The organism is Sphingobium sp. RSMS, assembly GCF_005406185.4.
GTDB classification, from domain to species: Bacteria; Pseudomonadota; Alphaproteobacteria; order Sphingomonadales; family Sphingomonadaceae; genus Sphingobium; species Sphingobium fuliginis.
This window is the reverse complement of the sequence record NZ_CM191257.1, coordinates 177,333-199,632: the sequence shown is the minus strand read 5'-3', so window position 1 is coordinate 199,632 and position 22,300 is coordinate 177,333. Positions and strand designations below refer to the sequence as shown.

The 22,300-nt window shown below is 67.3% G+C and carries 21 protein-coding genes; 3 read left to right on the top strand and 18 right to left on the bottom strand.

The genetic code is table 11. The features are described 5' to 3' along the window. Positions 1–43: 43 nt before the first annotated feature. The 6 genes from EGM87_RS00900 to EGM87_RS00875 all read right to left on the bottom strand — a co-directional run bounded on the left by EGM87_RS00900 (position 44) and on the right by EGM87_RS00875 (position 4,994). Positions 44–1,219: an RsmB/NOP family class I SAM-dependent RNA methyltransferase gene (locus EGM87_RS00900; RefSeq protein WP_137709297.1), complete on the bottom strand. Its 1,176-nt coding sequence runs from the start codon at positions 1,217–1,219 to the stop codon at positions 44–46. Between the two features lie 44 nt (positions 1,220–1,263). After that, positions 1,264–2,721, bottom strand: a complete 1,458-nt coding sequence (gene guaB, locus EGM87_RS00895) for an IMP dehydrogenase (protein ID WP_025549701.1) — start codon at positions 2,719–2,721, stop codon at positions 1,264–1,266. Between the two features lie 305 nt (positions 2,722–3,026). Then, positions 3,027–3,719 (bottom strand): aspartate/glutamate racemase family protein, encoded by a 693-nt coding sequence (locus EGM87_RS00890; RefSeq protein WP_025549702.1) that lies wholly within the window; start codon positions 3,717–3,719, stop codon positions 3,027–3,029. A gap of 59 nt (positions 3,720–3,778) precedes the next feature. Next, entirely contained in the window at positions 3,779–4,588 is an 810-nt protein-coding gene (locus EGM87_RS00885; protein ID WP_253719170.1) for an NAD(P)(+) transhydrogenase (Re/Si-specific) subunit beta, read from the bottom strand. Continuing rightward, positions 4,588–4,857, bottom strand: coding sequence for a proton-translocating transhydrogenase family protein (locus EGM87_RS00880; protein ID WP_103001001.1), 270 nt, complete (start codon positions 4,855–4,857; stop codon positions 4,588–4,590). Before EGM87_RS00880 ends, EGM87_RS00885 begins: the two co-directional genes overlap by 1 nt. Before the next feature lie 29 nt (positions 4,858–4,886). After that, positions 4,887–4,994 carry an aa3-type cytochrome c oxidase subunit IV gene (locus tag EGM87_RS00875; protein ID WP_226869800.1) on the bottom strand — a complete coding sequence of 36 codons (108 nt, stop codon included), beginning with the start codon at positions 4,992–4,994 and terminating at the stop codon, positions 4,887–4,889. A 169-nt stretch (positions 4,995–5,163) separates the two neighbouring features. Between EGM87_RS00875 and EGM87_RS00870 the strand changes: the two genes are divergently transcribed. Continuing rightward, complete coding sequence (locus EGM87_RS00870; protein ID WP_044661720.1) at positions 5,164–6,609, top strand: sigma-54-dependent transcriptional regulator; 1,446 nt, start codon at positions 5,164–5,166, stop codon at positions 6,607–6,609. A gap of 104 nt (positions 6,610–6,713) precedes the next feature. Beyond that, complete coding sequence (locus tag EGM87_RS00865) at positions 6,714–7,340, top strand: hypothetical protein (RefSeq protein ID WP_025549706.1); 627 nt, start codon at positions 6,714–6,716, stop codon at positions 7,338–7,340. Between the two features lie 76 nt (positions 7,341–7,416). Here the strand turns inward: EGM87_RS00865 and EGM87_RS00860 are convergent, their stop codons facing one another. From EGM87_RS00860 to EGM87_RS00820, 9 genes are all read right to left on the bottom strand, one after another. Continuing rightward, complete coding sequence (locus tag EGM87_RS00860) at positions 7,417–7,920, bottom strand: asparaginase domain-containing protein (protein WP_025549707.1); 504 nt, start codon at positions 7,918–7,920, stop codon at positions 7,417–7,419. Positions 7,921–7,990: 70 nt separating this feature from the next. Further along, positions 7,991–8,803, bottom strand: a complete 813-nt coding sequence (locus tag EGM87_RS00855) for a pyrroline-5-carboxylate reductase family protein (RefSeq protein WP_137709299.1) — start codon at positions 8,801–8,803, stop codon at positions 7,991–7,993. Between the two features lie 11 nt (positions 8,804–8,814). Next, positions 8,815–9,321, bottom strand: coding sequence for a type III secretion system chaperone family protein (locus EGM87_RS00850; protein ID WP_025549709.1), 507 nt, complete (start codon positions 9,319–9,321; stop codon positions 8,815–8,817). A 91-nt stretch (positions 9,322–9,412) separates the two neighbouring features. Beyond that, the gene (locus EGM87_RS00845; protein ID WP_007683948.1) at positions 9,413–9,703 is read right to left on the bottom strand and encodes an accessory factor UbiK family protein; all 291 of its coding nucleotides are present in this window, start codon (positions 9,701–9,703) and stop codon (positions 9,413–9,415) included. Positions 9,704–9,748: 45 nt separating this feature from the next. Continuing rightward, complete coding sequence (locus EGM87_RS00840; protein ID WP_025549710.1) at positions 9,749–10,297, bottom strand: TspO/MBR family protein; 549 nt, start codon at positions 10,295–10,297, stop codon at positions 9,749–9,751. A gap of 20 nt (positions 10,298–10,317) precedes the next feature. Further along, a complete protein-coding gene (locus tag EGM87_RS00835) occupies positions 10,318–13,422 on the bottom strand; it encodes an efflux RND transporter permease subunit (RefSeq protein WP_048577387.1) in 3,105 nt (1,034 codons plus the stop codon). Positions 13,423–13,434: 12 nt separating this feature from the next. Next, a complete protein-coding gene (locus EGM87_RS00830) occupies positions 13,435–14,493 on the bottom strand; it encodes an efflux RND transporter periplasmic adaptor subunit (protein WP_061936890.1) in 1,059 nt (352 codons plus the stop codon). A gap of 87 nt (positions 14,494–14,580) precedes the next feature. Beyond that, on the bottom strand, positions 14,581–15,318 hold the full coding sequence (locus EGM87_RS00825) for a TlyA family RNA methyltransferase (RefSeq protein WP_103000997.1): 738 nt from the start codon (positions 15,316–15,318) through the stop codon (positions 14,581–14,583). Then, the gene (locus EGM87_RS00820) at positions 15,318–17,351 is read right to left on the bottom strand and encodes a protein-disulfide reductase DsbD family protein (protein ID WP_137709300.1); all 2,034 of its coding nucleotides are present in this window, start codon (positions 17,349–17,351) and stop codon (positions 15,318–15,320) included. Before EGM87_RS00820 ends, EGM87_RS00825 begins: the two co-directional genes overlap by 1 nt. Before the next feature lie 79 nt (positions 17,352–17,430). On the opposite strand from EGM87_RS00820, the gene EGM87_RS00815 reads away from it, so the two are divergent. Next, positions 17,431–19,083 carry an alkaline phosphatase family protein gene (locus EGM87_RS00815; protein WP_137709301.1) on the top strand — a complete coding sequence of 551 codons (1,653 nt, stop codon included), beginning with the start codon at positions 17,431–17,433 and terminating at the stop codon, positions 19,081–19,083. 64 nt (positions 19,084–19,147) lie between these two features. Here the strand turns inward: EGM87_RS00815 and epsC are convergent, their stop codons facing one another. The 3 genes from epsC to EGM87_RS00800 all read right to left on the bottom strand — a co-directional run bounded on the left by epsC (position 19,148) and on the right by EGM87_RS00800 (position 22,271). Further along, positions 19,148–20,152: a serine O-acetyltransferase EpsC gene (gene epsC / locus EGM87_RS00810; protein ID WP_025549715.1), complete on the bottom strand. Its 1,005-nt coding sequence runs from the start codon at positions 20,150–20,152 to the stop codon at positions 19,148–19,150. A 92-nt stretch (positions 20,153–20,244) separates the two neighbouring features. Beyond that, entirely contained in the window at positions 20,245–21,564 is a 1,320-nt protein-coding gene (locus EGM87_RS00805) for an ATP-binding protein (protein WP_025549716.1), read from the bottom strand. After that, positions 21,561–22,271 carry a response regulator gene (locus EGM87_RS00800; protein ID WP_025549717.1) on the bottom strand — a complete coding sequence of 237 codons (711 nt, stop codon included), beginning with the start codon at positions 22,269–22,271 and terminating at the stop codon, positions 21,561–21,563. The genes EGM87_RS00805 and EGM87_RS00800 overlap by 4 nt, the downstream gene beginning before the upstream one ends. Between the last annotated feature and the right edge of the window lie 29 nt (positions 22,272–22,300).

Below are 22,300 nucleotides of genomic sequence, written 5' to 3'. Positions count from 1 at the left end.
GTCCAAGTCTCGCGATTTTGCGGGCGCTTGTCCATCGACTCTTTCACGCCGTCCGTCGCAGCCGCGCGAAATAGAAACCATCCGTCCCGTCATGCGCCGGCGTCAGCAGCAGCCCGTCGCCATGGGCACGGCCCGTCGGCACATCGGCCGGTTCGACCGTCCATCCCGCATGCCGTGCCAGAAATGCCCGCACCTGATCCCGCCCCTCCCGGTCCGTCAGCGCGCAGGTAGCATAGACCAGCAGGCCGCCCGGTGTCAGCAAAGGCGCGGCGAAATCCAGGATTCGCGCCTGCTCCGCCACCAGCCGGTCGAGCCGCGCGGGGGTCAGCCGCCAGCGCGCCTCCGGATTGCGGCGCCAGGTGCCGGTGCCCGAACAGGGCGCGTCGACCAGCACCACATCGGCGCGGCCATGCAGGCTTTGCAGCGCGCCCGCCTCATGCCCCTGATCCAGCAGCAGCGTCTCGATGAAGGTCGCCCCGGCCCGCTCCGCCCGCGGGTCGAGCCGCGACAGCCGCGACCGGATGGTGTCGGCGGCGATCAGCGTGCCCTTGCCCGCCATGGCGCTCGCCAGCGCCAGCGTCTTGCCCCCCGCCCCGGCGCAGAGATCGATCACGGTCATGCCCGGCTGCGCCCCGCAGGCGGCGGAGATCCATTGGCTGCCGGCATCCTGCACCTCGACCTGCCCCCATTTCCAGGGATCGCTCTGCTCGACCGGCGCGCCTTCGGGCAGGCGCAAGGCCTCGGGCAGGCAGGACAGACGCACCGCATCGGGATAGAAGGACGCCACCCTGTCCGGGTCGGCCTTCAGCCGGTTGATGCGCAGGTCGACCGGCGCCCGGCCCAACAGGGCCTCGCGCTCCACGGGCGCGGCCAGCAGAGGGTCGATCCAGCCGGGCACGACGCCTGCCGCCGTTCCCGCCTCGTCCGCGGCAATCGGTGCCGGCCCATGGGCCGATCCATTGAACAGTTCCGCCAGTTCCGGCCGCTCGCGGGCCAGCCCCACCATCGCGGCGCGCCCGCTTTCGGGACGCTCGGCCGCGCGGCGCACGGCGTCATAGACATGATCGCGCACCGCCCGCCGGTCCCGCGATCCGGCATAGCGGCGATCCTTGAAATAGCGGGCAATCAGCGTATCCGCCGCCGGCCCGCCGTCACGCGCCGACGATATGATGGCGTCGAGCAACTCAATCGCGGCCTGGACGCGTGCGGACGGGGTCATGCGCTACTCCCCCATCACGGGAAGGAAGAGAATGGAAAAGGGCCTTACCGCGTCGGATAATTGGGTGCTTCCCGCGTGATCGTCACGTCGTGGACATGGCTTTCCGACAGGCCGGCATTGGTGATCTGGACGAAGCGCGCCCGTTCCTGAAGGTCCTTGATCGTGGCGCTGCCGGTATAGCCCATGGCCGCCTTCACGCCACCGACAAGCTGGTGGATGACGTCCTTCGCCGGCCCCTTGAACGGCACCTGGCCTTCGATCCCCTCGGGCACCAGCTTCATCTGGTCCTTGATGTCCGCCTGGAAATAGCGGTCGGCGGAACCCCGCGCCATGGCGCCGACGCTGCCCATGCCGCGATAGCTCTTATAGGCGCGGCCCTGATAGAGGAAGGTCTCGCCCGGTGCTTCCGTCGTACCGGCGAGCAGAGAGCCCACCATGACGCAGCCCGCGCCCGCCGCCAGCGCCTTCGCCACGTCGCCGGAGGTGCGCAGGCCGCCATCCGCGATCACCGGCACGCCCTGCTTCGCGGCTTCCTCGGCCGAATCCATGACGGCGGTCAGCTGCGGCACGCCCACGCCCGCGACGACGCGGGTGGTGCAGATGGAACCCGGCCCGATCCCGACCTTCACGCAGTCCGCGCCCGCGCCGATCAGCGCCTTGGTCGCTTCGGCGGTGGCGACATTGCCGGCGACCACCTGAACATGGTTGGACAGCTTCTTCACCGCCTCGACCGCGACGGCGACCTGGCGGCTGTGGCCATGGGCCGTGTCGATGACGATCAGGTCGCATTCCGCGTCGATCAGCGCCTTGCTGCGCTCCAGCCCCTTGTCGCCGACGGTCGACGCCGCCGCCACGCGCAGGCGGCCCGAAGCGTCCTTGGTCGCCTGCGGATAGGTGACGGCCTTTTCGATGTCCTTGACGGTGATCAGGCCGACGCAATGATAATTGTCGTCCACCACCAGCAGCTTTTCGATCCGGCGCTGATGCAGCAGGCGCATCGCTTCGTCCTGGCCCACCCCGGTCTTCACCGTCGCCAGATTGTCGCGGGTCATGAGTTCGCTGACCGGCTGAGCGGGGTTCTCCGCAAAGCGCACGTCGCGATTGGTGAGGATGCCGACCAGCTTGCCCGACGCCTCGACCACCGGAATGCCGCTGATCTTGTGGCGGGTCATCAGCATCTGCGCATCGGCCAGCGTCGCATTGGGCGTGATGGTGATCGGATTGACCACCATGCCGCTTTCGAAGCGCTTGACCGCGCGTACCGCGTCGGCCTGTTCCTCGACCGACAGGTTGCGGTGCAACACGCCAAGGCCGCCCAGCTGGGCCATGACGATCGCCATGTCCGCCTCCGTCACCGTGTCCATGGCGGAGGAGAGGATCGGGATGTTGAGCTTGATTGCGCGGGTCACATGGGTGCTGGTGTCCGCCTGGCTGGGCAGCACATCGGATTCGGCGGGCTGCAAAAGCACGTCGTCAAAGGTGAGGCCAAGGCGGATGTCCATGTGAAGCCACTTTCTGCTGCGCGTTTCATGCGGGGGCCTGGCATGATCGCTGGGGGATTCGTGGCGGCCCATGTAACCATTAACCGGCAAAACAGCCAGACCCCCGAAAGCATTTTATTGCGGAGGCGAGAAAATCCCTGCGCGGCGCGCAACGGGGTGGAAGGTGAAGGTTCGAGAGAAGCAGGCGATTCCCGTCGCCGCCCCGGATTGGCGGGCGTCCGGCGTCTCGACGCCGGCGCGTTTCGCTCCATCGTCCGCTGCGCGGAGGGAGGATTGGGGCCAGGCCCGCTAAAGGTCCAGACGCCTCAATCCCCCAGGATCACGTCCACGCCCGCACGTGCATGGATGCTGGTGCCGTCATAGATCGGCAGGACGTTCGCCTTCACATCGACGATCATCTCCAATTCGGTGCACGCCAGGATCGCCGCCTGCACATTCTCCTTGGCGATGTCGGTGAGTTCGGACTTCATATAGCGTTCCGACTCGCGGCTGACCTTGCCGATGGTCAGTTCGTCATAGACGATCCGGTCGATCCGCTCGGCCAGTTCCATGTCCGGGGGCAGCAGCGATATGCCGTGCGCCACCAGCCGCTGGCGATAGAATTTCTCCGTCATCACATTGCGGGTGCCGATCAGCGCGGCCTTTTCGATGCCGTCGGCCTGCATCTTGCGCCCTACGGCTTCGGCGATGTTGACGATCGGAATGTCGACGCCCGCCTGCACATCGTCATAGACGCGGTGCATGGAATTGGCGCAGATCAGCAAGGCCGCCGCCCCGCCCTGCTCCAGCCGCCTGGCGGACGCGGTCAGCACATCGGCCGCATGGGCCCATTCCTCTTCGGTGATGGAACGGCCTATGTCCGCGAAATCGAGGCTTTCGATCAGCAGCGGAGCGCTATGCTGGCCGCCCCGGGCGCGATACACCGCCTGGTTGATGATCTGATAATAGCGCGCCGTCGACGTCCAGCTGAGACCGCCTATCAGGCCGAGCTTCTTCATGAATCCGCTTATCCCCATGCGCCGACAAAGCCGGACAGGCTTGTCCCTCGCCCAAATCGTTAGGGACGGCGTCCCGCATCGGCAAGCCCCTTCCTGCCCGCACCGCCGCAAAGGCGCGCGCCGAACAGGCTGCCCGCCGCGCCCGCCAGCCCTCCCGCGACGGCCATCGGCATATTTTCCATCAGGAAAGCGGACGCCGCCAGCGACCAGCCGGCAAAGCCGCCCACCAGCGCCAGCGCAGGTCCGGTTCCCCACGACAAGGCCCATTTCACAACCGTCCAGCCCGCAAGCCATGCGGCTCCGATGCAGGCAAGAAGCCTGCCCAGGTCCGGAGTCGCTATGAAGGCCGCGACCAGCCCGCCGGTCGCCGGCAGCATGGCAGCCGCCACAAGCGGATGCCACCACCCCGCCGCCCCGCGCCACAGGACCGCCGCCGCCCCCGCGCAGGCCATGGCTCCGCAGGCGACGGCTGCGCCGATCGCAGCGGCGCCCTCGATACGCAGCCGGTCCGTCGCATCGTCCAGCAGGCCGAAGGCATGCGGATCGCGCAAGGCCGCTCCGCCGATGAAGACGGCCGCCAGGCCGGCCTGTCCGATGAGACCGCTCATCAGCGATGGAAGCGCGGATCGCGGCATGCCGCGCCCCAATGCCAACCCGATCGCGCTTCCCGCGATCAGCGCCGCGCAGATTTGCGGCAGGGCCATGACATCATGGCTGTAGAGGGTCACGGCGCCCGCAACCATCATCGCGGCGCCTGCCAGATGCGCGCCCCGCCGCAACCCGCCGCCAAGCGGGGCCAGCAGAGCCGCCGCGAACAATAAGGCGGCCAGCGACCAGCCGGCGAGGATCGTCGCGTTCACGCCTTCCATCATGGCCGCGGCGGCATGCCGATCCGCCGCGCCGCCACCAAACCGCCGCAAAACCCGGCGCTGCCCGCCACTGTCGCCAGCAGGCCCAATGTCCGGGCGATACTGCTGCCCGCCTCCGCCGCCACGATCAGCGCGCCGACCAGAATGGCGGATGACAGCATCTGAAGAACGGAAACGAGCGCCCAGCCCTCGTCCGGCCGCGCCCGCCATGCAACGAGCGCCCCGACGATGCAGGCCGCCAAAAAGCAGGGGAGAAGGAACGGCGTCATCTGCTCCCCCTTCAGCGATCAAGCCTGGCTTAGCTGGCGATCAGCAGCACGACCAGAGCGGCGACGACGGCGCTGGCGATGGTTCCCCATTTGATGAGGGCCACGAACCCTTCATAGGTCTGGGTTGCGCTGTTCATATTCCCGTCCGAAGCCATGCACTGTCCCTCTCTGTCCGTTTCGCGGCATCCTCTTATCGCCAAGCCCTCTCCCCCTCAAGCCGTCAGCGGACAAGAAAATTTTTCCGGTTAAGCCGGTCTTTACCCCTCTTCCCTACCTTCGGCACCAGTTCGCTTATGAGGGGTAAGGATGGCGCGCGACGGCGTTCCGATGCTGATGTTGATCGACGACGAGCCGGCGCAGCGCAGGCTGGTGTCGGCTCTCGCCGCCCGTGCGGGATGGCGCACCATCTTCGCCAATGACGGCGACACCGCGATTGCGATGCTGGGCACGCAGGACGGCATGCGGCTCGACGCCGTGCTGCTCGACCAGTGGAGCCCGAGCTATGAGCCGACCGGCCTGATCCGCGAACTGCGCGCCCGCCGGCCGGCCCTGCCCATATTGATCCTCACCGCGCATAACAATGTCGCCGTCGCGGTGGAGGCGATGCGGGCCGGCGCCACCGACTATCTGGCCAAGCCGATCGCGCCTGAGCGGCTGCTCGCCGCGCTCAACGCCACGCTGAACGGCGAACATGGCAAGGGCGAGTTGCGCCCGCTGACCGAAAAGATCCCTGCCGCCCTGTCCTTCGAGGATGTGGTCGGCGCCGCGCCGCAGTTCCGCGCCGCGCTCGCCATCGCGGCCAAGGCGGCCCGCGCCCGCGTCCCCGTGCTGATCGAGGGCGAAAGCGGCGTCGGCAAGGATGTGATCGCCCGCGCGATCCACGCCGCTTCCCCCCGCCACAAGCAGGCGATGATCACCGTCAATTGCGGCGCGATCCCGGCCAATCTGGTGGAATCCGACCTGTTCGGCCATGAACGCGGCGCCTTCACCGGCGCCTTCGACCGGCAGGTCGGCAAATTCGTCGCCGCCGACATGGGCACGATCTTCCTCGACGAAGTGAGCGAAATGCCGCTGGACGCGCAGGTGAAGCTGCTGCGCGTGCTTCAGGACGGCGAAGTCCAGCCCATAGGCGCGCGCCGCCCGATCCATGTCGATGTCCGCGTCATCGCCGCCACCAACAAGCGGCTGCATGACGAGATCGAGGCGGGGCGCTTCCGCGAAGACCTATATTACCGCCTCAACGTCGTGCAGCTCACCATTCCGCCGTTGCGCGAACGTCTGGGCGATGTGCCGGCGCTGTGCCGCCATCTGCTCGCGCGCATCGCGACCCAGCCGGGATTGCGCGGCCTTGGCCTTACCGACGACGCGCTGGCGCTGCTGATGCAGCATGACTGGCCGGGCAATGTGCGCCAGCTTCAGAACGCCCTGTTCCGCGCCGCGGTGCTGTGCGAGGGCGATGCTCTTACGCCCCAGGATTTTCCACAGATCGCCGCCCATATTCGCGGGCGCGGCCATGGCGAGTCCCGTGGCCGGCTTCATGCCGTGCCGCAGCCGCATCGGGAGGCCGCCGGCATCACCCTGTTCGAAGGCGACGGCCATGTCCGCCAACTGGCGGAGATCGAAGCGGACGTCATTCGCCTGGCCATCGGCCATTATCGCGGGCGCATGACTGAAGTGGCCCGGCGGCTGGGCATCGGCCGCTCGACCCTCTACCGCAAGCTCGCCGAACTGGGCATCGACAGCGCTGCCTGATCGGACCAGCTGTCGCGGGCGGACGCCCCGCACTGCCGTCGTCCCATCGCGCCACACGCGGTTGCGGCGTTGAAATGTCGCGGCGGCTATGCTTTGGGGGAGCGATGAAAAGCGCCATCCTCGCCGCCGCCATGCCCCTCCTCCTGCTGGTCGCCTGCGGCCGCGCGGAACCGGTGGAGGACCTCCCAAGCCAGGACGAACTCGCCGCCGCCGCCAATGCCGCCGCGGCCAGGGCGATGGCCGAAGCGAAGGCCGACACGCCCGCATCCCGCAACTATGTCAATGTCGAGCGCGGCTTTTCCATCACCTTCCCCGAAGGCTGGCAGAAGGACGCGGCCTCCAGCAATGCGGACGGCGTGGTCTATCAGGACCCCGGCGCGGGCGCGGACGTCCGCATCTTCTGGCAGAAGAAGGAGGGCGACCAGACGCTGCAACAGATCGTCGAGACGGTGAGCGAAGGCTCCGAAGGGGTGAGCGGCGACTATATCGGCGATAACGAATATCGCGGCACCGCCAATGACGGCGAGGGCAACAATGTCGCGCTGCGGCTGATGAAACAGCCGGACGGCTCCATCGTCACGGCCAGCTTCGTCTATCCTGAAATGCTGAGCGAGCAATATCAGGCGATGGCGGAAAAGACGCTCGACAGCCTCCGCATCTTCGCGCCCAAGGCGCAGACGCCGGAGGGCGGCGCGGTTCCCGTGGCGGCGGAGAATGCCGGCACGCGCTGAAGCGGCCGGTCATGAAAGGATCATGGGCGAGAGGGGAAATGTCCCCCGATCGACCAGGAACACCCCCAGCGCAAACTCACTCGCCAATCGGGACGAAGGCGCCCTTTTCCCGATCCTTCACCACCCTGTCGGCCCGGAAGACCGACCCGCTCATCGTGATGTAAACGCCCGGCGCGGCAAGCTGCACCGTCGCAAAGGCCATGCCGAGGTTGAAGCTGGCGTCGCTTTCCCCGAAACGCGCGGGGGCGAGCGCGCCCACCAGCACGACCGTCTTGCCGGCGATGGCGGAAAGCAGCTTCGCCGTCTCCGTCATCGTGTCGGTGCCGTGGGTGATGACGATATGGCTTTCAGACGCGGCGGCCACACGGTCGCGGATCAGGGCACGGTCGGCATCGTCCAGTTCCAGGCTGTCCTTGCGCACCACTTCCTCGATGCGGAAGGGCCGTTTGACGCGGGCGATGTCCAGCAGCTTCGCCACCACCGTTTCGCCCACCTGATAATCCGACAGCGCATCGAAATAGATCTTGTCGATCGTCCCCCCGGTGGTGAGGACAAGGATGGACGTTTCGGGGGACAGCATCGCAGGACTCCAAAGGAGGGAAATGTCGTTTCTCTAAGGGATTTTCGGGAAGAGGTGAACCGCCCCGGCCCTATTCGCCCCGGGCCATCGCCTCGCCCCGGTCGCGCGCGGCGACCAGCGTATCGGTGAGCAGCTTCAGCAACCGGTCGTCGGCATCGAGCACGTTCAGACCCTGCCGGGTCATGCCGCCGGGGCTGGCCACGCGATCCGCCAGCACGGCCGGGCTTTCGCTCGCCATGGCAGCCATGCTGGCAGAGCCGCGCACGGTGGCGAGCGCCATGCGCCCGGCCTGGTCGGCGGAGAGGCCGATCGCCTCGCCCGCCCGCGCAAGGGCATCGACGAAGCGGAACAGAAAGGCGGGTCCGCAGCCGGACAGCGCGGTGACTTCGTTGAACTGGCCTTCATCCGCAATCCATTCGGCAAGGCCTAGCGGGGCGATGAACGCATCCACCGCCTTGCGCGACGCCGCCGGGAATGCGGCATCCGCATGGAGCGCGGTGACACCCTCCCCTATGCCCACCGGCAGGTTGGGCATGGCGCGGACGATTTCCGCCGCCGCGGGGAAAGCGGCGCGCAGATCCGCCAGCCGCGTTCCCGCAAGGATCGAAACGATCCGCATATCGGCGCTGCAAAGCGGCGCAAGCTGGCCCGCGACATCGCCAAGCTGATAGGGCTTCATGCCCAGCAGGATGGTGGTGCCGGCGGGCAGGGAGGCGGGATAGTCGGTGACGACCCTCACCCCTTCCGCCACCGCCTTGCCGCTGGGACGCAACACGACCACCCGCGCCGGATCGAGGCCGCAGGCGAGCCAGCGCCGCAGCATCTGCCCCGCCATATTGCCGCAGCCGACAAGGAAAAGATGGTCGGGCCAGATGTCGGTCATGGGAAAGGGTCTCAGGCTTCGCCGCGCGTTTCGATGAGGCTGGCGGAAATCGCCTCCGTCGGGGTCTTGCCGCCCCAGAGGACGAACTGGAACACCGGATAGAAGCGCTCGCATTCGTCTATGGCGGTTTCCACCAATATCTGCGCCTGGTCGAGCGTCAGCGTGCCGCCCGCCCCCAGCAGCGCGCCGTGGCGGAACAGCACGATGCCGCTGGAAGACCAGAGTTCGAAATGGCCGAGCCAAAGCTGTTCGTTGATCAGGCCCAGCGTTTCGTAGATGGCGCTGCGCTTGTCCTCATTCACCCTGATGTCGGGCAGGGCGAGCATCTGCAGCACCTGGTCCTCGTCGCGCCAGATGCCGCGCAGCTCATATTGCGCCCAGGACCCCTGGGTGCTGGCGACGATCTCATCCTCACCGACCTGATCGTAGCTCCAGCCATGCGCCTCGAAATAGGCGGCCAGCATGTCGATCGGCGCGGCCTCCTGACCGCCATTTTCATATTCGTCGCTGTCCATCATCTGCGCGCCTTAAAGCATTTTTTGCGCCGGTGGAAACCGGGGCGGCATGGAAAATGCGTGGACAACTCCGCTTCCGCCGGAAATCAGCCGGTTATTCGCCGTCCCTGGGCTTGGCCCGGACCGTCTGCTTGACCGGTTCGGACGCCTTGCCCTCCAGCGCGTCGAGCCGGGCCTTCAGCAATTCCACCTCCTCACGGGCGGCGGCGGCCAACGCCTTGACCGCGTCGAATTCGTCGCGGCTGACGAAATCCATGCCGCCGATCCACTGCTTGGCCTTTTCGCGGGCATTGGTCTCGAATTCCCGGCTCATGCCCGCGACGGTTCCGGCCGCGCCGTTCACCAGCTTGGCAAGGTCGTCGAAAAAGCGGTTTTCGCTCTGCATGATGCTTATCCTTCCGTGCGGCGCCGCGATGGGCGGCGCCAAAAATCATATCTGGGTCTGGAGCGCGGGTTTGCCAAGGCTTTCCGCATCCGGATTGAGGCGGCCGATCTCATAGTTGAGGTAGGAGGCGAAGGCCAGCCAGCACAGATAGGGCAGCAGCAGCAGGCCCGCGACGCGGCGGACGCGCCAGAACAGCGCGGTCGTGACGGCGACGAGCAGGAACAGCAGGACGATCAGCAGCAGCGCCTGGTCCACCAGATGCGCGCGGAAGAAAAGCGGGGACCAGAGGAGGTTGAGGCCCAGTTGCACGATGAAGGCCGCAATCGCGATGCCCCGCCCTCGTGCGCCGCGCGCGTGCAGGACGATGGCGAAGGCGAGCGCCATCAATATGTAGAGCACGGTCCAGGCAAGGCCGAAGACCCAGCCGGGCGGGATCAGCTCCGGCTTGGCGAGGGCGGCGAACCAGCGATTGCCATAGCCACTATTGGCGAGCTTGCCCGAAAGAAAGCCAAGGAAAACAATCGCAGGCACAGTAACCAGCGCCCAGCGCGCATAGGCAAGACGTAATTGACCCGGAGACGCAATCTCGTTCATCGGCAACGAAGCTCCACCTTTTATTCGGCGGCTTCGGGCGAATCCTTCAAGGCCGAGTCAAGCCGCCGACTGACGGTTTGCGGTGAAACGGTTCGTCCTGCAACCCGCGAATAGAGGATCGGGATCAGGAACAGCGTGATCAGCGTCGCCAGGCTGACGCCCGAAACCACCACCACGCCGATGGAATGGCGCGCCGCCGCGCCCGCGCCGCCGCGAATGACCAGCGGCACGGCGCCGATGACCGTCGCGATGGAGGTCATCAGGATGGGGCGCAGGCGCCGGGCGGCGGCCTGGCGGATGGCCGCGCCGATCTCCAGCCCCTCGTCGCGCAGCTGGTTGGCGAATTCGACGATCAATATGCCGTTCTTCGCCGCCAGCCCCACCAGCATGACGATGCCGATCTGGCTGTAGAGATTGACCGATCCGCCCGTCAGCGCCAGCCCCAGCACGCCGCCCGCCACCGCCAGCGGCACGGTGGCGATGATGACGCCGGGATGGACGAAGCTTTCGAACTGCGCGGCGAGCAGCAGATAGACGATCAATATGGTGAGCCCGAAGACCAGCCAGATCGACCCGCCGGTCTCGCGCAGCGACTGGCTCTCGCCCCGATAGCCGAGCGCCAGCACCTCAGGCGACTGGCGCGCCTGTTCCTCCAGGAAACCCAGCGCCTCGCCCAGCGAATAGCCCGGCGCGAGCGCGGCCGTCAGCGTGATGGCGCGCAGCTTGTTGTAGCGGTTGAGCTGGCGCGGACCGGCGACCTCGCGGACGGTGACCACGGCGGACAGCGGCACGAGGACGCCGGTGCGGCTGCGCACATTGATGCGTTCGAGGTCCGCCTGGGTCTGCCGCCCCTCCCGCTCTGCCTGCACCAGCACGCGATATTCCTCGCCCCGGTCGACATAGGTGGTGACGCGGCGGGAACCGAGCAGCGTCTGCAAGGCCTGGCTGATGTCGTTGGCAGACACGCCCAGGTCGCCCGCCCGCTGCTGATCCACCTCGATCCGCATCTGCGGCTTGGTCTCCTTATAGTCGGAATCGAGGTTGATCAGGCCCGGATTGGTCGCGGCGGCGGCCATGATGCGGTCGCGCGCGGCGACCAGCCCCTCATAGGTCGCACCGGCCAGCACCAGATTGACCGGCAGGCCACGGCCACGGCCCAGCCCGGAACGCGGCGCGACATTGCCGCGCACCCCCGGCTGGTTGGCGATCACCTTGTTGATGGTGTCGGCCACCTGCGCCGTGGTGATCGTGCGGTCCTCCCAGGGCCGCAGGAAGGCGATGATGTTGCCGCCGTTGAAATCGTCGCTGGTGCCGAAGCCGGCGGGGGCACGGATGTTCAGCACCTGCAGCGTGCCTTCATCGCGCAACGGCTGAAGATCGGTCTCGATCCTCTGCATATAGGCGTTCATGCGGTCGAACCCGGTGCCTTCGGGCGCTGTCACCTGCCCATCGACGACGCCGGTATCCTCCGCCGGGGCCAGTTCGGTCGGCAGCGTGGTGAACAGCACGCCCGCCCCCGCCAGGAACAGCAGCACGGGCACGAGAGCGAGGACGGGCCGTTTCAGCACACGGTCCAGCAGCCGCGCATAGCCCGCCTCCAGCCGCTGGAACCGGTCGTCGACCCAGCGCGACAGGCGTGACCGTTCGGAATGGCGCAACAGCTTCGAACAGAGCATCGGCGCGAGGCTCAGGGAAATGAAGCCCGAAAAGGCGATGGCGGCGATCATCGCGATGGCGAGTTCGCGGAAGAGCAGGCCCGTCTGCCCGGCGAGGAACATCACCGGCACGAACACCGCGCAGACCACCAGCGTGGTCGAAATGATGGCGAAGCCCACCTGCCGCGTGCCGAGATAGGAGGCGACCAGCGGGTCCTCCCCCTGTTCGATGCGGTGATAGACATTCTCCAGCACGACGATGGCGTCGTCCACCACCAGGCCGATGGCCAGCACGAAGGCGAGCAACGTCAGCAGATTGATCGACAGGCCCAGCAGCCACATGACCGCGCAGGTCGCCAGCAGGCAGATCGGCACTGTGACCGACGGAATGATCGTCGCGCGCAGGGAGCCGAGGAAGAGGAAGATGACCAGCACGACCAGCAGCGCCGCTTCGGCCAGCGTGTCGTAGACATTGTCGATGGCGCGGCTGATGAACAGCGATTCGTCCGATCCGATGGTGACTTTCATGCCCGCGGGAAGCGTGGGCCGCAGTTCAGCGATCAGCGCCTTCGCCTTTTCCGCGACCTCCAGCGTGTTCGCGCCCGACTGGCGGATGATGCCCACGCCGACGCCTGTCGCGGCGTTGGAGCGGAAGGAGGTATAGGGATTTTCCGCGCCCTGCTCGATCCGCGCGACATCGCCCAGCTTCACCTGATAACCGTCCGCACCGCGCCCGACGACAAGCTGGGCGAATTGTTCGGGCGTGGAAAAGGCGCGCTCGACGCGCAGCGTCTGGTTCTGGTCCTTCGATTCGAAGCGGCCCGCGGGCAGTTCCACATTCTGCGCGCGCAGGGCGGCCTCTATGTCGCCCGGCGTGATGCCGAAGGCGGTCAGCTTCTCCGCATTCAGCCAGATGCGGGTGGAGGGCCGTTCGTCGCCGCCGCCGGTGACGCGGGCGACGCCGTCAATGGCCGAGAAACGGTCCAGCACATTGCGGTCGAGATAGTCGGCAATCTGCGTCGGGGTCCAGCCGTCCCTGGTGAACACGATGAACAATATCGACCGCGCATCCGCATCGACCTTTCGGATTTCGGGCGCGAGCGCATCCTCCGGCAAATCCTCCACCACGCCGCCCACGCGGTCGCGCACGTCGTTCGCGGCGGAATCGATGTCGCGCGACGGATCGAATTCGATGCTGATCGAGGAGACGCCGTCGCGCGAGGTCGAGGTGATGTTCTGTATGCCCTGTACGCCCGCGACGCCATCCTCGATGATCTGGGTGATACGGGTTTCCACCACCGAAGCCGCCGCGCCGGTATAGGTCGTCTCCACCGACACGATGGGCGGATCGGTATCGGGATATTCGCGAATGGAAAGGCTGAGATAGCCGACCATCCCGACGATGCAGAGCAGCACCGCGACGACCGCCGCGAAGACCGGGCGACGGACGGACAGGTCCGAAAGCTGCATGGCCGCGCCTCCCTAACCGGCCGCCCGGCCGGCGCTGGCGCTTTTCGCTTCCGGCTTGTCGCCGGGCAGGCGGACGGGCACGCCGTCGGTCAGCTTGACGACGCCGTCGGTGACGACCGTCTGGCCCGGCTTCACCCCGCCCAATATCTCGACCAGCCCGTTCTGGCGGATGCCGGTATCGACCCTGGTCCGCCTGGCCTTGCCATCCTCCACCAGGAAGACGAAGCGATCCTCACCATCGCCCACGACCGCCAGCTCGGGCACGGCCAGCGACTGGCGCTGCTTCGCAAGCACATTCACCGTCAGCAGCATGCCGGGCTTCAGCGCGCGGTCGGGATTGGGCAGGATGGCGCGTATCCGGACGGCGCGGGTGGCGGGGTCGATCACCGGATCGATGGTGGCGATGGTGCCGGTGAAGGGCCGGTCGGGCCAGGCGGCGGAGACCGCCCTGATCGGCTGCCCCTCCCGCACCAGCGCCAGGCGGGTTTCGGGGATGGTGAAGTCCAGCTTGATCCGCGAAATGTCGCTGACCGTGGCGATCGGCGTGCCGGCGGTGACGATGGCGCCGGGCGACACCATGCGCAGGCTGACCCAGCCGGAAAAGGGCGCGCGCACCACGCGGTCCCCGATGGAGGCGCGGGCCTGCTGCGCGCTGGCGCGGGCGGCATTGGCCAGCGCGACCTGGCTGTCGAGGCTGGCGGCGGTTGCGAAGCCCCGCTCCTTCAACGCCTTGATGCGCTCCAGTTGCTGCTGCGCCTGAAGCGCCTGCGCCTGGGCGGCGGCGAGTTCCGCCTTCTCCTGACCCACGGCCAGGGACGCGATCACCTGCCCCTTGCTGACATAGCCGCCGTCGCTGAAATTGAGGGAGACGATCCGCTCCGTCACCGGGGCAGACAACACCACCTGCTCATTGGCGAAGGCGGTGCCGACCGCGTCCAGATTGTCGGTGAAGGTTTCGCGCAATATGGGCGCGGCTTCGACCAGTGCGGAAGGACGCGGCTTCTTTTCCTTTTGACCGCCACAGGCGGAAAGGGTCAGCGCGATCAGGAAGACAGGCAGGATGGTGCGCATGGGATCGGGCTAATCGGCCTTTGCAAGCGACTCAAATGGGCATTTGTCGCAGATGATGACTATAGCGGCGAAACGAACAGGATGGGATTATCCGCCAAATATTGCGAAGAGGAGAAATTCGACATTGCCCTGTGGGCCGGTAATCGGGCTGGCGGTTATGCCTTCGACCTGCCACCCCCGCGACGACACCCATTCCCGGACGTCGTTGCACACCCGTTCATGGATCGCGGGATCGCGCACGACACCGCCCTTGCCGACTTCCTCCCGCCCCGCCTCGAACTGCGGCTTGATGAGGGCGACCAGGCGCGCGCCGGGACGGGCGAAGCTCAAGGGCCGGTCCAACACCTTGGCGAGCGCTATGAAGCTGGCGTCGCAGACGATGATGTCCACCGGCTCCGGGATGTGATCGGCGGTCAGGATGCGGGCGCTGGTCTGTTCATGGACGATGACGCGGGGGTCGGAACGCAGCTTCCAGGCAAGCTGGTTGGTGCCGCTGTCCACCGCATAGACCCGCGCCGCGCCATGCGTCAGCAGGACGTCGGTGAAGCCTCCGGTCGAACTGCCGACGTCGATGGCGACGGCGCCGGTCACGTCGATATGGAAATGTTCCAGCGCATGGGCCAGCTTGATGCCGCCCCGCGACACCCAGGGATGGTCGCGGCCCTTCACCTCCAGCCCGGCGTCGGCGGCGACCTGCTGCCCGGCCTTGTCGATCTTCCGGTCGCCCAGGAAGACGAGGCCGGCCAGGATCAGCGCCTGCGCGCGCGCCCGGCTTTCGGCAAGGCCGCTGTCGACGAGCAGCTGATCGGCGCGGACCTTGGCCATCAGGGCACCAGCGCCGTCAGCGTGGCGGGCGTCAGAAGCTGCGGCAATGTCTGCGCCTCCCGGCCCGGCGCATACCAGAGGTAGAGCGGGACGCCGGAACGCCCCTGCCCTTCCAGAAAGCGGGTGATGGCGGGGTCGGCATTGGTCCAGTCGCCCACCATCACCGTGACACCCGCCCTTTTGAAGGCCGCGCGGGTCTCTTCGCGATCGATGGCGGCGGCTTCATTGGCCTTGCAGGTCAGGCACCAGTCGGCGGTGAAATAAAGGAAAACCGGCTTTTTCGCGGCGCGAAGGCTGGCGAGGCGGGCCTCGTCGAAGGGGACGCCATGGGCCGATGCCGCGGCGGCCGGCGCATGCGCCGGCAACAAAATGGCGGCGCCTGCGAAGAGGATGAGCGCCGCGCAGATCATGGCAAGCCCGCCGCGCCGGCCGTGACGCTGCCTGCGCCCCAGCCACCACAGGCCGGCACCGAGAATCAGCGCCGCGCCGATGCCCAGCATGATGGCGGTAACGCCGCGCTGCTGGCCGAGCAGCCACAGCAGGCCCAGCGCGGTCAACGCCATCGGGATGGCGAGGATCTTCTGAAGCCGCCCCATCCACGCGCCGGGCCTGGGCAACCGCGTGCGGAGCGGCGGGATATAGGCCAGCGCCAGAAAGGGCAGCGCCAGGCCAAGGCCAAGCCCCGCGAAGATCGCCAGCGCCGCGCCGAGCGGCAGGACCAGCGCCGCGCCCATGGCGGCGCCCATGAACGGTCCCGTGCAGGGCGTGGCGACGAAGGCGACCAGCGCGCCGGTCCAGAAGGCGCCGGACGCGCCCCCCTTGTCCGCCAGCCTGTCGCCGCCGCCGAAGGCGCTGAGTTCGAACAGCCCCGCGAGGTTGAGCGTGATCGCCGTCACCAGCAGCAACAGCAGCAGGATGATGCGCGGGTCCTGCAACTGGAACGCCCAGCCCACGGCCGCGCCCGCCGCGCGCAGGCCCAGCAGCAGGCCGCCCAGCGCGAGGCAGGTGAGGATGATGCCAAGGCTGTAGGCCAGCGCCTCCCGCCGGACGACATGCTCATCGCCCCCCGCGCGGGCGAGCTTCATCGCCTTCAGCCCCAGGATCGGAAAGACGCAGGGCATGATGTTGAGCAGCAGGCCGCCGACCAGCGCGCCGCCCAGCGCGAGGAAGACGGTCTGGAAGGTGGCGGGCCGCGCGGCGGCAACCGCGCCGGGCCGTGCCGTCAGCAGGAAACCGACATGGTCGCCGGTGCGCAGGACGGCCTGGACCGGCCCGGATTTCATGCCTTGTCCGGCTTCGGTTTCGATCAGCAGCCGATCGCCCTGCCGCATGACGCTTTGCGGGGCGGCATAGCGGATGAGGCCGTCGGCCAGCGCGAAAAGATGGACGTCGCGGGCGCTCGCCGCCGCGGGGAAAGGAATGGACAGGCGCAGGCGACCGTCTGCCATGGCATAGGCCGCCTCGCTGCCCAGCGGACGCGGGAGGTGGCTGCGCCAGCCGTCGAACTGCGCCCTGCTGCCCGGCAGGACGGAGCCGTCGCCCGCCATCAGGTCCAGCGCCAGTTCCGCCCCCTCGGGCACGCAGACCTTGTCTGTGCAGGCCAGCCAGTCGGCGCGGACGCGGATCGGCAGCTTCGTGCCCTTGGGCACGTCCGGCGCGACGGTCAGCTTCGCCAGCACGCCATAGGGGCCCTCATAGACATGGTTCATGAGGCCGGAGATCAACAATGTCTCCGGCACCGGATAGCGCAGCGGGCCGATGGCGACCCCCTTGGGCAGCGTCCATTTCACGGTCATGCCCAACCCCGCATCGCCGGGATTTTCCCAATAGCCGTGCCAGCCCGGCTCCGGCGTCATGGAAAAGGCGATCGTCGTGCCCGACGCCTGCCCCTCGCCCGGCCTCGGCACGGCGCTTTCGGCGGTCAGTTCCGCCGCGATATGCGGCGCGCGCCCGCCGAACGCGCCCTGCGCCCGCGCCATGGCTGGCGCGAACAGCAAAAGCACTGTCATCAGAAGGACATGAAAAATCCGCATCGGGCCTCTGTTCCGGTGGACGCAAGGGGGCTAGGTCCGCTTGCATGCGCCGTCAAGGCATCAGAAGGTCTCCTCCCCCATGTTCAAAAAAGTCGCCGCCACCCTGCTCATCGCCAGTTCGCTGCCCGCGCTGGCCCAACCAGCGGCCACTCCCACGCCTTCCGCCCCGCCCAGGCTGATCGTCGCCATCGCCGTCGACCAGTTTTCCGCCGATCTGTTCAGCGAATATCGCCAATATTATAGCGGCGGCCTCAAGCGGCTGACGGAACAGGGCATCGTCTTCCCGCGCGGTTATCAAAGCCATGCCGCGACCGAAACCTGCCCCGGCCACAGCACCATCCTGACCGGCAGCCGCCCGTCGCGCACCGGCATCATCGCCAATAGCTGGTTCGACCTGCGCACCGCCCGCGCCGACAAGCTGGTCTATTGCGCGGAGGATGAGACGCAGCCGGGCACCGACAGCGAAAATTACCAGGCTTCGCCCACGCATCTCAGGGTGCCGACGCTGGGCGGGCGGATGAAGGCGGCCAATCCGGCGACGCGCGTCGTATCGGTCGCGGGCAAGGACCGCGCGGCGATCATGATGGGCGGACCGACGGCCGATCAGGTCTGGTGGCTGGGCGGGCCGAAGGGCTATGTCAGCTACAAGGGCGTGGCGACGCCGCCGCTGGTCGCCAGGGTCAATGAGGTGATGGCCCAGCGTCTGGCAGAGGGCAATCCCGGCTTCGAACTGCCGCCGCAATGCGCGGCCAAGGATTTTCCGGTGAAGGCGGGCGACCGGATCGTCGGCACCGGCCGTTTCGCGCGCGAGGCGGGCGATTACAAGGCCTTCCGCATCTCGCCGGAGCAGGATGCGATGACCCTCGCCTTCGCCGCCGCCGCCATCGAAAGCATGGCCCTGGGCCGGCAGGCGCAGACCGACATCATCTCCATCGGCCTGTCCGCGACGGACTATATCGGCCACACCTACGGCACGGAGGGTACGGAAAGCTGCATCCAGGTCGACCGGCTGGACCGCGAACTGGGCGCCTTCTTCGACCGGCTGGACAAGGATGGCATCGACTATGCCGTGGTGCTGACCGCCGACCATGGCGGCCATGACCTGCCCGAGCGGCACCGGATGAACGCCATGCCGATGGAGCAGCGCGTCGACAGGGCGCTCACGCCCAAGGCATTGTCGGCGGCGGTCGCGGAAAGGACCGGCATCATGGGCAAGACGCTGATCTGGGGCGATGGCCCGGCGGGCGACCTCTATTTCGACCGCAGCCTGACTGCCGCCCAGCGCGACAGGGTGGAAGCGGCGGCCCTGGCCCTTCTCCGCGCTCACCCGCAGGTGCAGGTCGTCTTCACCAGGGCGGAAATCGCCGCCACCCCCTCCCCCTCCGGCCCTCCGGAAAGCTGGTCGCTGATCCAGGAAGCCCGCGCCAGCTTCGACCCGCAGCGTTCGGGCGACCTGCTGCTGCTGCTGAAGCCGCGCGTCATGTCGATCCCCGAAGCGGCGGTGATGGGATCGGTCGCGACCCATGGCTCGCCCTGGGATACCGACCGCCGCGTGCCGATCCTGTTCTGGCGCAAGGGGCTGGCCCATTTCGAACAGCCGCTCGGCGTGGAAACGGTCGACATCATGCCGACGCTGGCCGCGCTGATCGAATTGCCGGTGCCGAAGGACCAGATCGACGGACGCTGCCTCGACCTGATCGCCGGGGACGGGGATAGCTGCGCGGCGGAGTAAATCAATAAACCTGTCATTCCCGCGAAGGCGGGAATGACGAAGTTTTTGGAGGCTCGCTGCCGCCTCAGATATTCTCCGCTATCCCGTCGCGCCCTTCCTCCAGCAGCGCGTGGACGCGATGGGGCGCGGACACTTCCACGCGGCTGGTGACTTCATAATGGGCCTTGGCCTGGCGGACGTTGCTGTCCGCGGGCACGCTGTCGGTCAGCCAGACATTGCCGCCGATCACCGACCGGCTGCCGATGATGATGCGCCCCAATATCGTCGCGCCGGCATAGATCACCACATCGTCCTCGATGATCGGATGACGCGGCAGGGCCTTTTCCAGCGCGCCCTTCTCATCGGCCGGAAAGCTGCGCGCGCCCAGCGTCACGCCCTGATAGACGCGCACCCGGTCCCCGACGATCGCCGTTTCCCCGATGACCACGCCGGTGCCATGGTCGATGAAGAAGCTGTGCCCGATCCTCGCACCCGGATGAATGTCTATCCCGGTGCTGCCATGCGCGATTTCGGAGATGATCCGCGCCACCAGCGGCGCGCCCAGCTGATAAAGCCGATGCGCCAGACGATGGTGCGTGATCGCCATCATCGAGGGATAGCAGATCAGCACCTCATCCACGCTGCGCGCGGCGGGATCGCCCAGAAAGGCCGCCTCCACATCGCTGTCGAGCAGTTCGCGCAGGGCCGGCAGGCTTTCCGCGAAAGCGCCGATGATGCGCGACGCTTCCCGGTCCACATGCGCGATCGGCTCGTCCTTCATCGCATAGATCAGTTCCAGCCTGATCTGTCCGTAAAGCCGGCTCAGCACCGTCTGCAGGGTCTGGGCGACATAGGCGTCCTCATTATGCAGGCGCACGAAGCTGGGGCCAAGGCGCAGCGGAAACAGCGCACCGCACAGCGCCTCCATGATCTTGGTCAGCGTGGCGCGCGACGGAAATCCCTCCGCGCCATATTCGGCGTGGTGGTCCTGCCCCTGCCGCCAGCGCCGCCGCACCGCGCCCAGCTCGGTCGCCAGCCTGTCTATATCCCAATAACCCTGGGCGATTTCCTTTTCGCCTTCTGCCGTCATAAGCGCCTCTTTTCATACAGACGCCCGGCATAGCGCGGCATCCCGCCCGCCAGTAAATGAGTTTTGCTTGGGGGCAGGCAGATTCTCTTTTGTCAGCGCTTCTGGGCATCGGCGGGAAGATGCAGGCAGATTTCCGCCCGCAATCCCCCTTCGGGCCGGTTGGCGAGGGTCAGTTCGCCCCCCTCCAGTTCCACGGCCCGCGCGACGATGGCCAGACCCAGGCCAAGCCCGCGCGTGTTGCGCTGCCGCGCCTCGTCCAGACGCGCAAAGGGCTTCAACACCTCGTCCAGCTTGTCGCGCGGGATGCCGGGCCCGTCATCGTCGACCCGGATCAGCACCTCCCGGTCGCGGCGCTCCAGCGTGACGCGGGCGCGGCTGCCATAGTGCAGCGCATTTTCGATGAGGTTGACGATCGCCCGGCGCAGGGTGAGCGACCGCACGGCCATTTCCAGATGGTCGGGCCCCGCATAATCGACCTGCCTGCCCTGATCCTGGAAGGCGTCGACCACCGTCGCCACCAGCACGGCCAGATCGGTGCGCACCGGCGGTTCGCCATTCTTCTCGCCGCCCAGGAAGGCGAGCAGCGAATCGATCATCTCGCCCATTTCCGCGAGGTCGCCCTCGATCGCCTCCCGCGCTTCATTGTCGGGCAGGTTCTCCAGCCGCAGCCGCAACCGGGCGAGCGGGGTCCGCATGTCGTGGCCGACCGCCGCCAGAGTCTCCGTCCGTTCGGTGATGAGGCGATGGATGCGCTTCTGCATGGCGTTGAAGGCGCGGATGAGGTTGCGGACGTCATTGGACCCGCCCTCCTCCACGATCACTTCGTCGCTCAGGCCAATGCGCTCGGTCGCGCGGGTCAGGTCGCGCAGCGGCGCCAGCGTCCGCCGGATCATGATGCCGCCGACGATCAGCAGCGCCAGCACCGGGATCAGCGCCAGCCCCATGCGGCCGATGGCGAAGGTCCATTTGCCGCCGCTATGGCGCATGCCGAAATAAAGCCAGCTTCCATCTGCCAGCCGCAGGCCGCCATTGATCTCCGAAACCCGGCCGGGCGAAGCGAGGCGCAGCCACAGGCCCGACTGTTCCAGCGTCGGTTCCCAGTTGACGATCTGCCGGCGCATCCGCTCCAGCCCCGGCGCCAGCGCCGGCGGCGGCGGCGAGGACGGGGTCCAGTGCACGTCGTAGCGATCGGTGGTGAGTTGCAGCGACAGCGCATGCCGCTCGTCCGGCGGATGTTCGGTCAGCAGCTTGCGCGCGATGACCAGATGTTCGGCCAGGCGCCGGGCCTCGTCATCCTGCAGCGAGAGGTGGTTGGACCGTTCGTTCAGGAAGATGCCGACGGCGAATTCCAGCGTCAGGGTCAGCAGCAGGATCGCGAAAATCTGCCCGACCAGGCTGACATGCCGTCTCAAGCGCGGCTGACCTCCGCGTTGAACATATAGCCGACGCCGCGAACGGTGGTGATCGGCGCCGTGCGATCCTGCGTCGACAGCTTGCGGCGCAGGCGGCTGACCAGCACGTCGATGCTGCGGTCGCTGCTGTCGCCCATGCGGGTGCGCGAAAGCTCGATCAGCCGCTCGCGGGCGATGACGCGCTGCGGATGGCTGAGGAAGCTGCCCAGCAGGTCGAACTCCGCGCCGGTCAGGTCGACGATGGCGCCGGTCGGCGACCGCAGTTCCCGCCGGGGGAAGTTGACGATCCAGCCGTCGAAGCGCGCTTCATTCTCGCGATGCTCGTCCGGCCCGCGCTCCACGCCGACGCGGCGCAATATGGCGCGGATGCGGGCGATCAGCTCGCGCGTGCCGAAGGGCTTGGGCAGATAGTCGTCCGCGCCCAGCTCCAGCCCTACGATGCGGTCGGTCTCGCTGCCCTTGGCGCTGATGAAGATGATGGGAACGTCGCTCTTGCGGCGGATCTGGCGGCAGAGATCGATGCCGTTGGTGCCCGGCAGCATGACGTCCAGCACGACAAGGTCGACCGGCCCGGCATCGAACGCCACCCACATCTCCGGCCCGGAGGACGCCGGGCGGACCTGATAGCCATGCTCCTGCAGCGCCCGCGCCGTCAGGGTGCGCAGCGGCGGGTCGTCTTCGACAAGGATGATGGTCGGCGCGGTCATGAAAATGTCGGCACGGCTATGGGCATGAC

Coding starts and splice junctions, on each gene's coding strand:
- EGM87_RS00880 (WP_103001001.1), bottom strand. CDS start 4,857: ATGACGCCGTTCCTTCTCCCCTGCTTTTTGGCGGCCTGCATCGTCGGG.
- EGM87_RS00885 (WP_253719170.1), bottom strand. CDS start 4,588: ATGGAAGGCGTGAACGCGACGATCCTCGCCGGCTGGTCGCTGGCCGCC.
- EGM87_RS00860 (WP_025549707.1), bottom strand. CDS start 7,920: ATGCTGTCCCCCGAAACGTCCATCCTTGTCCTCACCACCGGGGGGACG.
- EGM87_RS00825 (WP_103000997.1), bottom strand. CDS start 15,318: ATGGCCAAGGTCCGCGCCGATCAGCTGCTCGTCGACAGCGGCCTTGCC.
- EGM87_RS00850 (WP_025549709.1), bottom strand. CDS start 9,321: ATGATGGACAGCGACGAATATGAAAATGGCGGTCAGGAGGCCGCGCCG.
- EGM87_RS00820 (WP_137709300.1), bottom strand. CDS start 17,351: ATGCGGATTTTTCATGTCCTTCTGATGACAGTGCTTTTGCTGTTCGCG.
- EGM87_RS00845 (WP_007683948.1), bottom strand. CDS start 9,703: ATGCAGAGCGAAAACCGCTTTTTCGACGACCTTGCCAAGCTGGTGAAC.
- EGM87_RS00840 (WP_025549710.1), bottom strand. CDS start 10,297: ATGAACGAGATTGCGTCTCCGGGTCAATTACGTCTTGCCTATGCGCGC.
- EGM87_RS00900 (WP_137709297.1), bottom strand. CDS start 1,219: ATGACCCCGTCCGCACGCGTCCAGGCCGCGATTGAGTTGCTCGACGCC.
- epsC (WP_025549715.1), bottom strand. CDS start 20,152: ATGACGGCAGAAGGCGAAAAGGAAATCGCCCAGGGTTATTGGGATATA.
- EGM87_RS00800 (WP_025549717.1), bottom strand. CDS start 22,271: ATGACCGCGCCGACCATCATCCTTGTCGAAGACGACCCGCCGCTGCGC.
- EGM87_RS00890 (WP_025549702.1), bottom strand. CDS start 3,719: ATGAAGAAGCTCGGCCTGATAGGCGGTCTCAGCTGGACGTCGACGGCG.
- EGM87_RS00865 (WP_025549706.1), top strand. CDS start 6,714: ATGAAAAGCGCCATCCTCGCCGCCGCCATGCCCCTCCTCCTGCTGGTC.
- guaB (WP_025549701.1), bottom strand. CDS start 2,721: ATGGACATCCGCCTTGGCCTCACCTTTGACGACGTGCTTTTGCAGCCC.
- EGM87_RS00830 (WP_061936890.1), bottom strand. CDS start 14,493: ATGCGCACCATCCTGCCTGTCTTCCTGATCGCGCTGACCCTTTCCGCC.
- EGM87_RS00815 (WP_137709301.1), top strand. CDS start 17,431: ATGTTCAAAAAAGTCGCCGCCACCCTGCTCATCGCCAGTTCGCTGCCC.
- EGM87_RS00835 (WP_048577387.1), bottom strand. CDS start 13,422: ATGCAGCTTTCGGACCTGTCCGTCCGTCGCCCGGTCTTCGCGGCGGTC.
- EGM87_RS00875 (WP_226869800.1), bottom strand. CDS start 4,994: ATGAACAGCGCAACCCAGACCTATGAAGGGTTCGTGGCCCTCATCAAA.
- EGM87_RS00870 (WP_044661720.1), top strand. CDS start 5,164: ATGGCGCGCGACGGCGTTCCGATGCTGATGTTGATCGACGACGAGCCG.
- EGM87_RS00855 (WP_137709299.1), bottom strand. CDS start 8,803: ATGACCGACATCTGGCCCGACCATCTTTTCCTTGTCGGCTGCGGCAAT.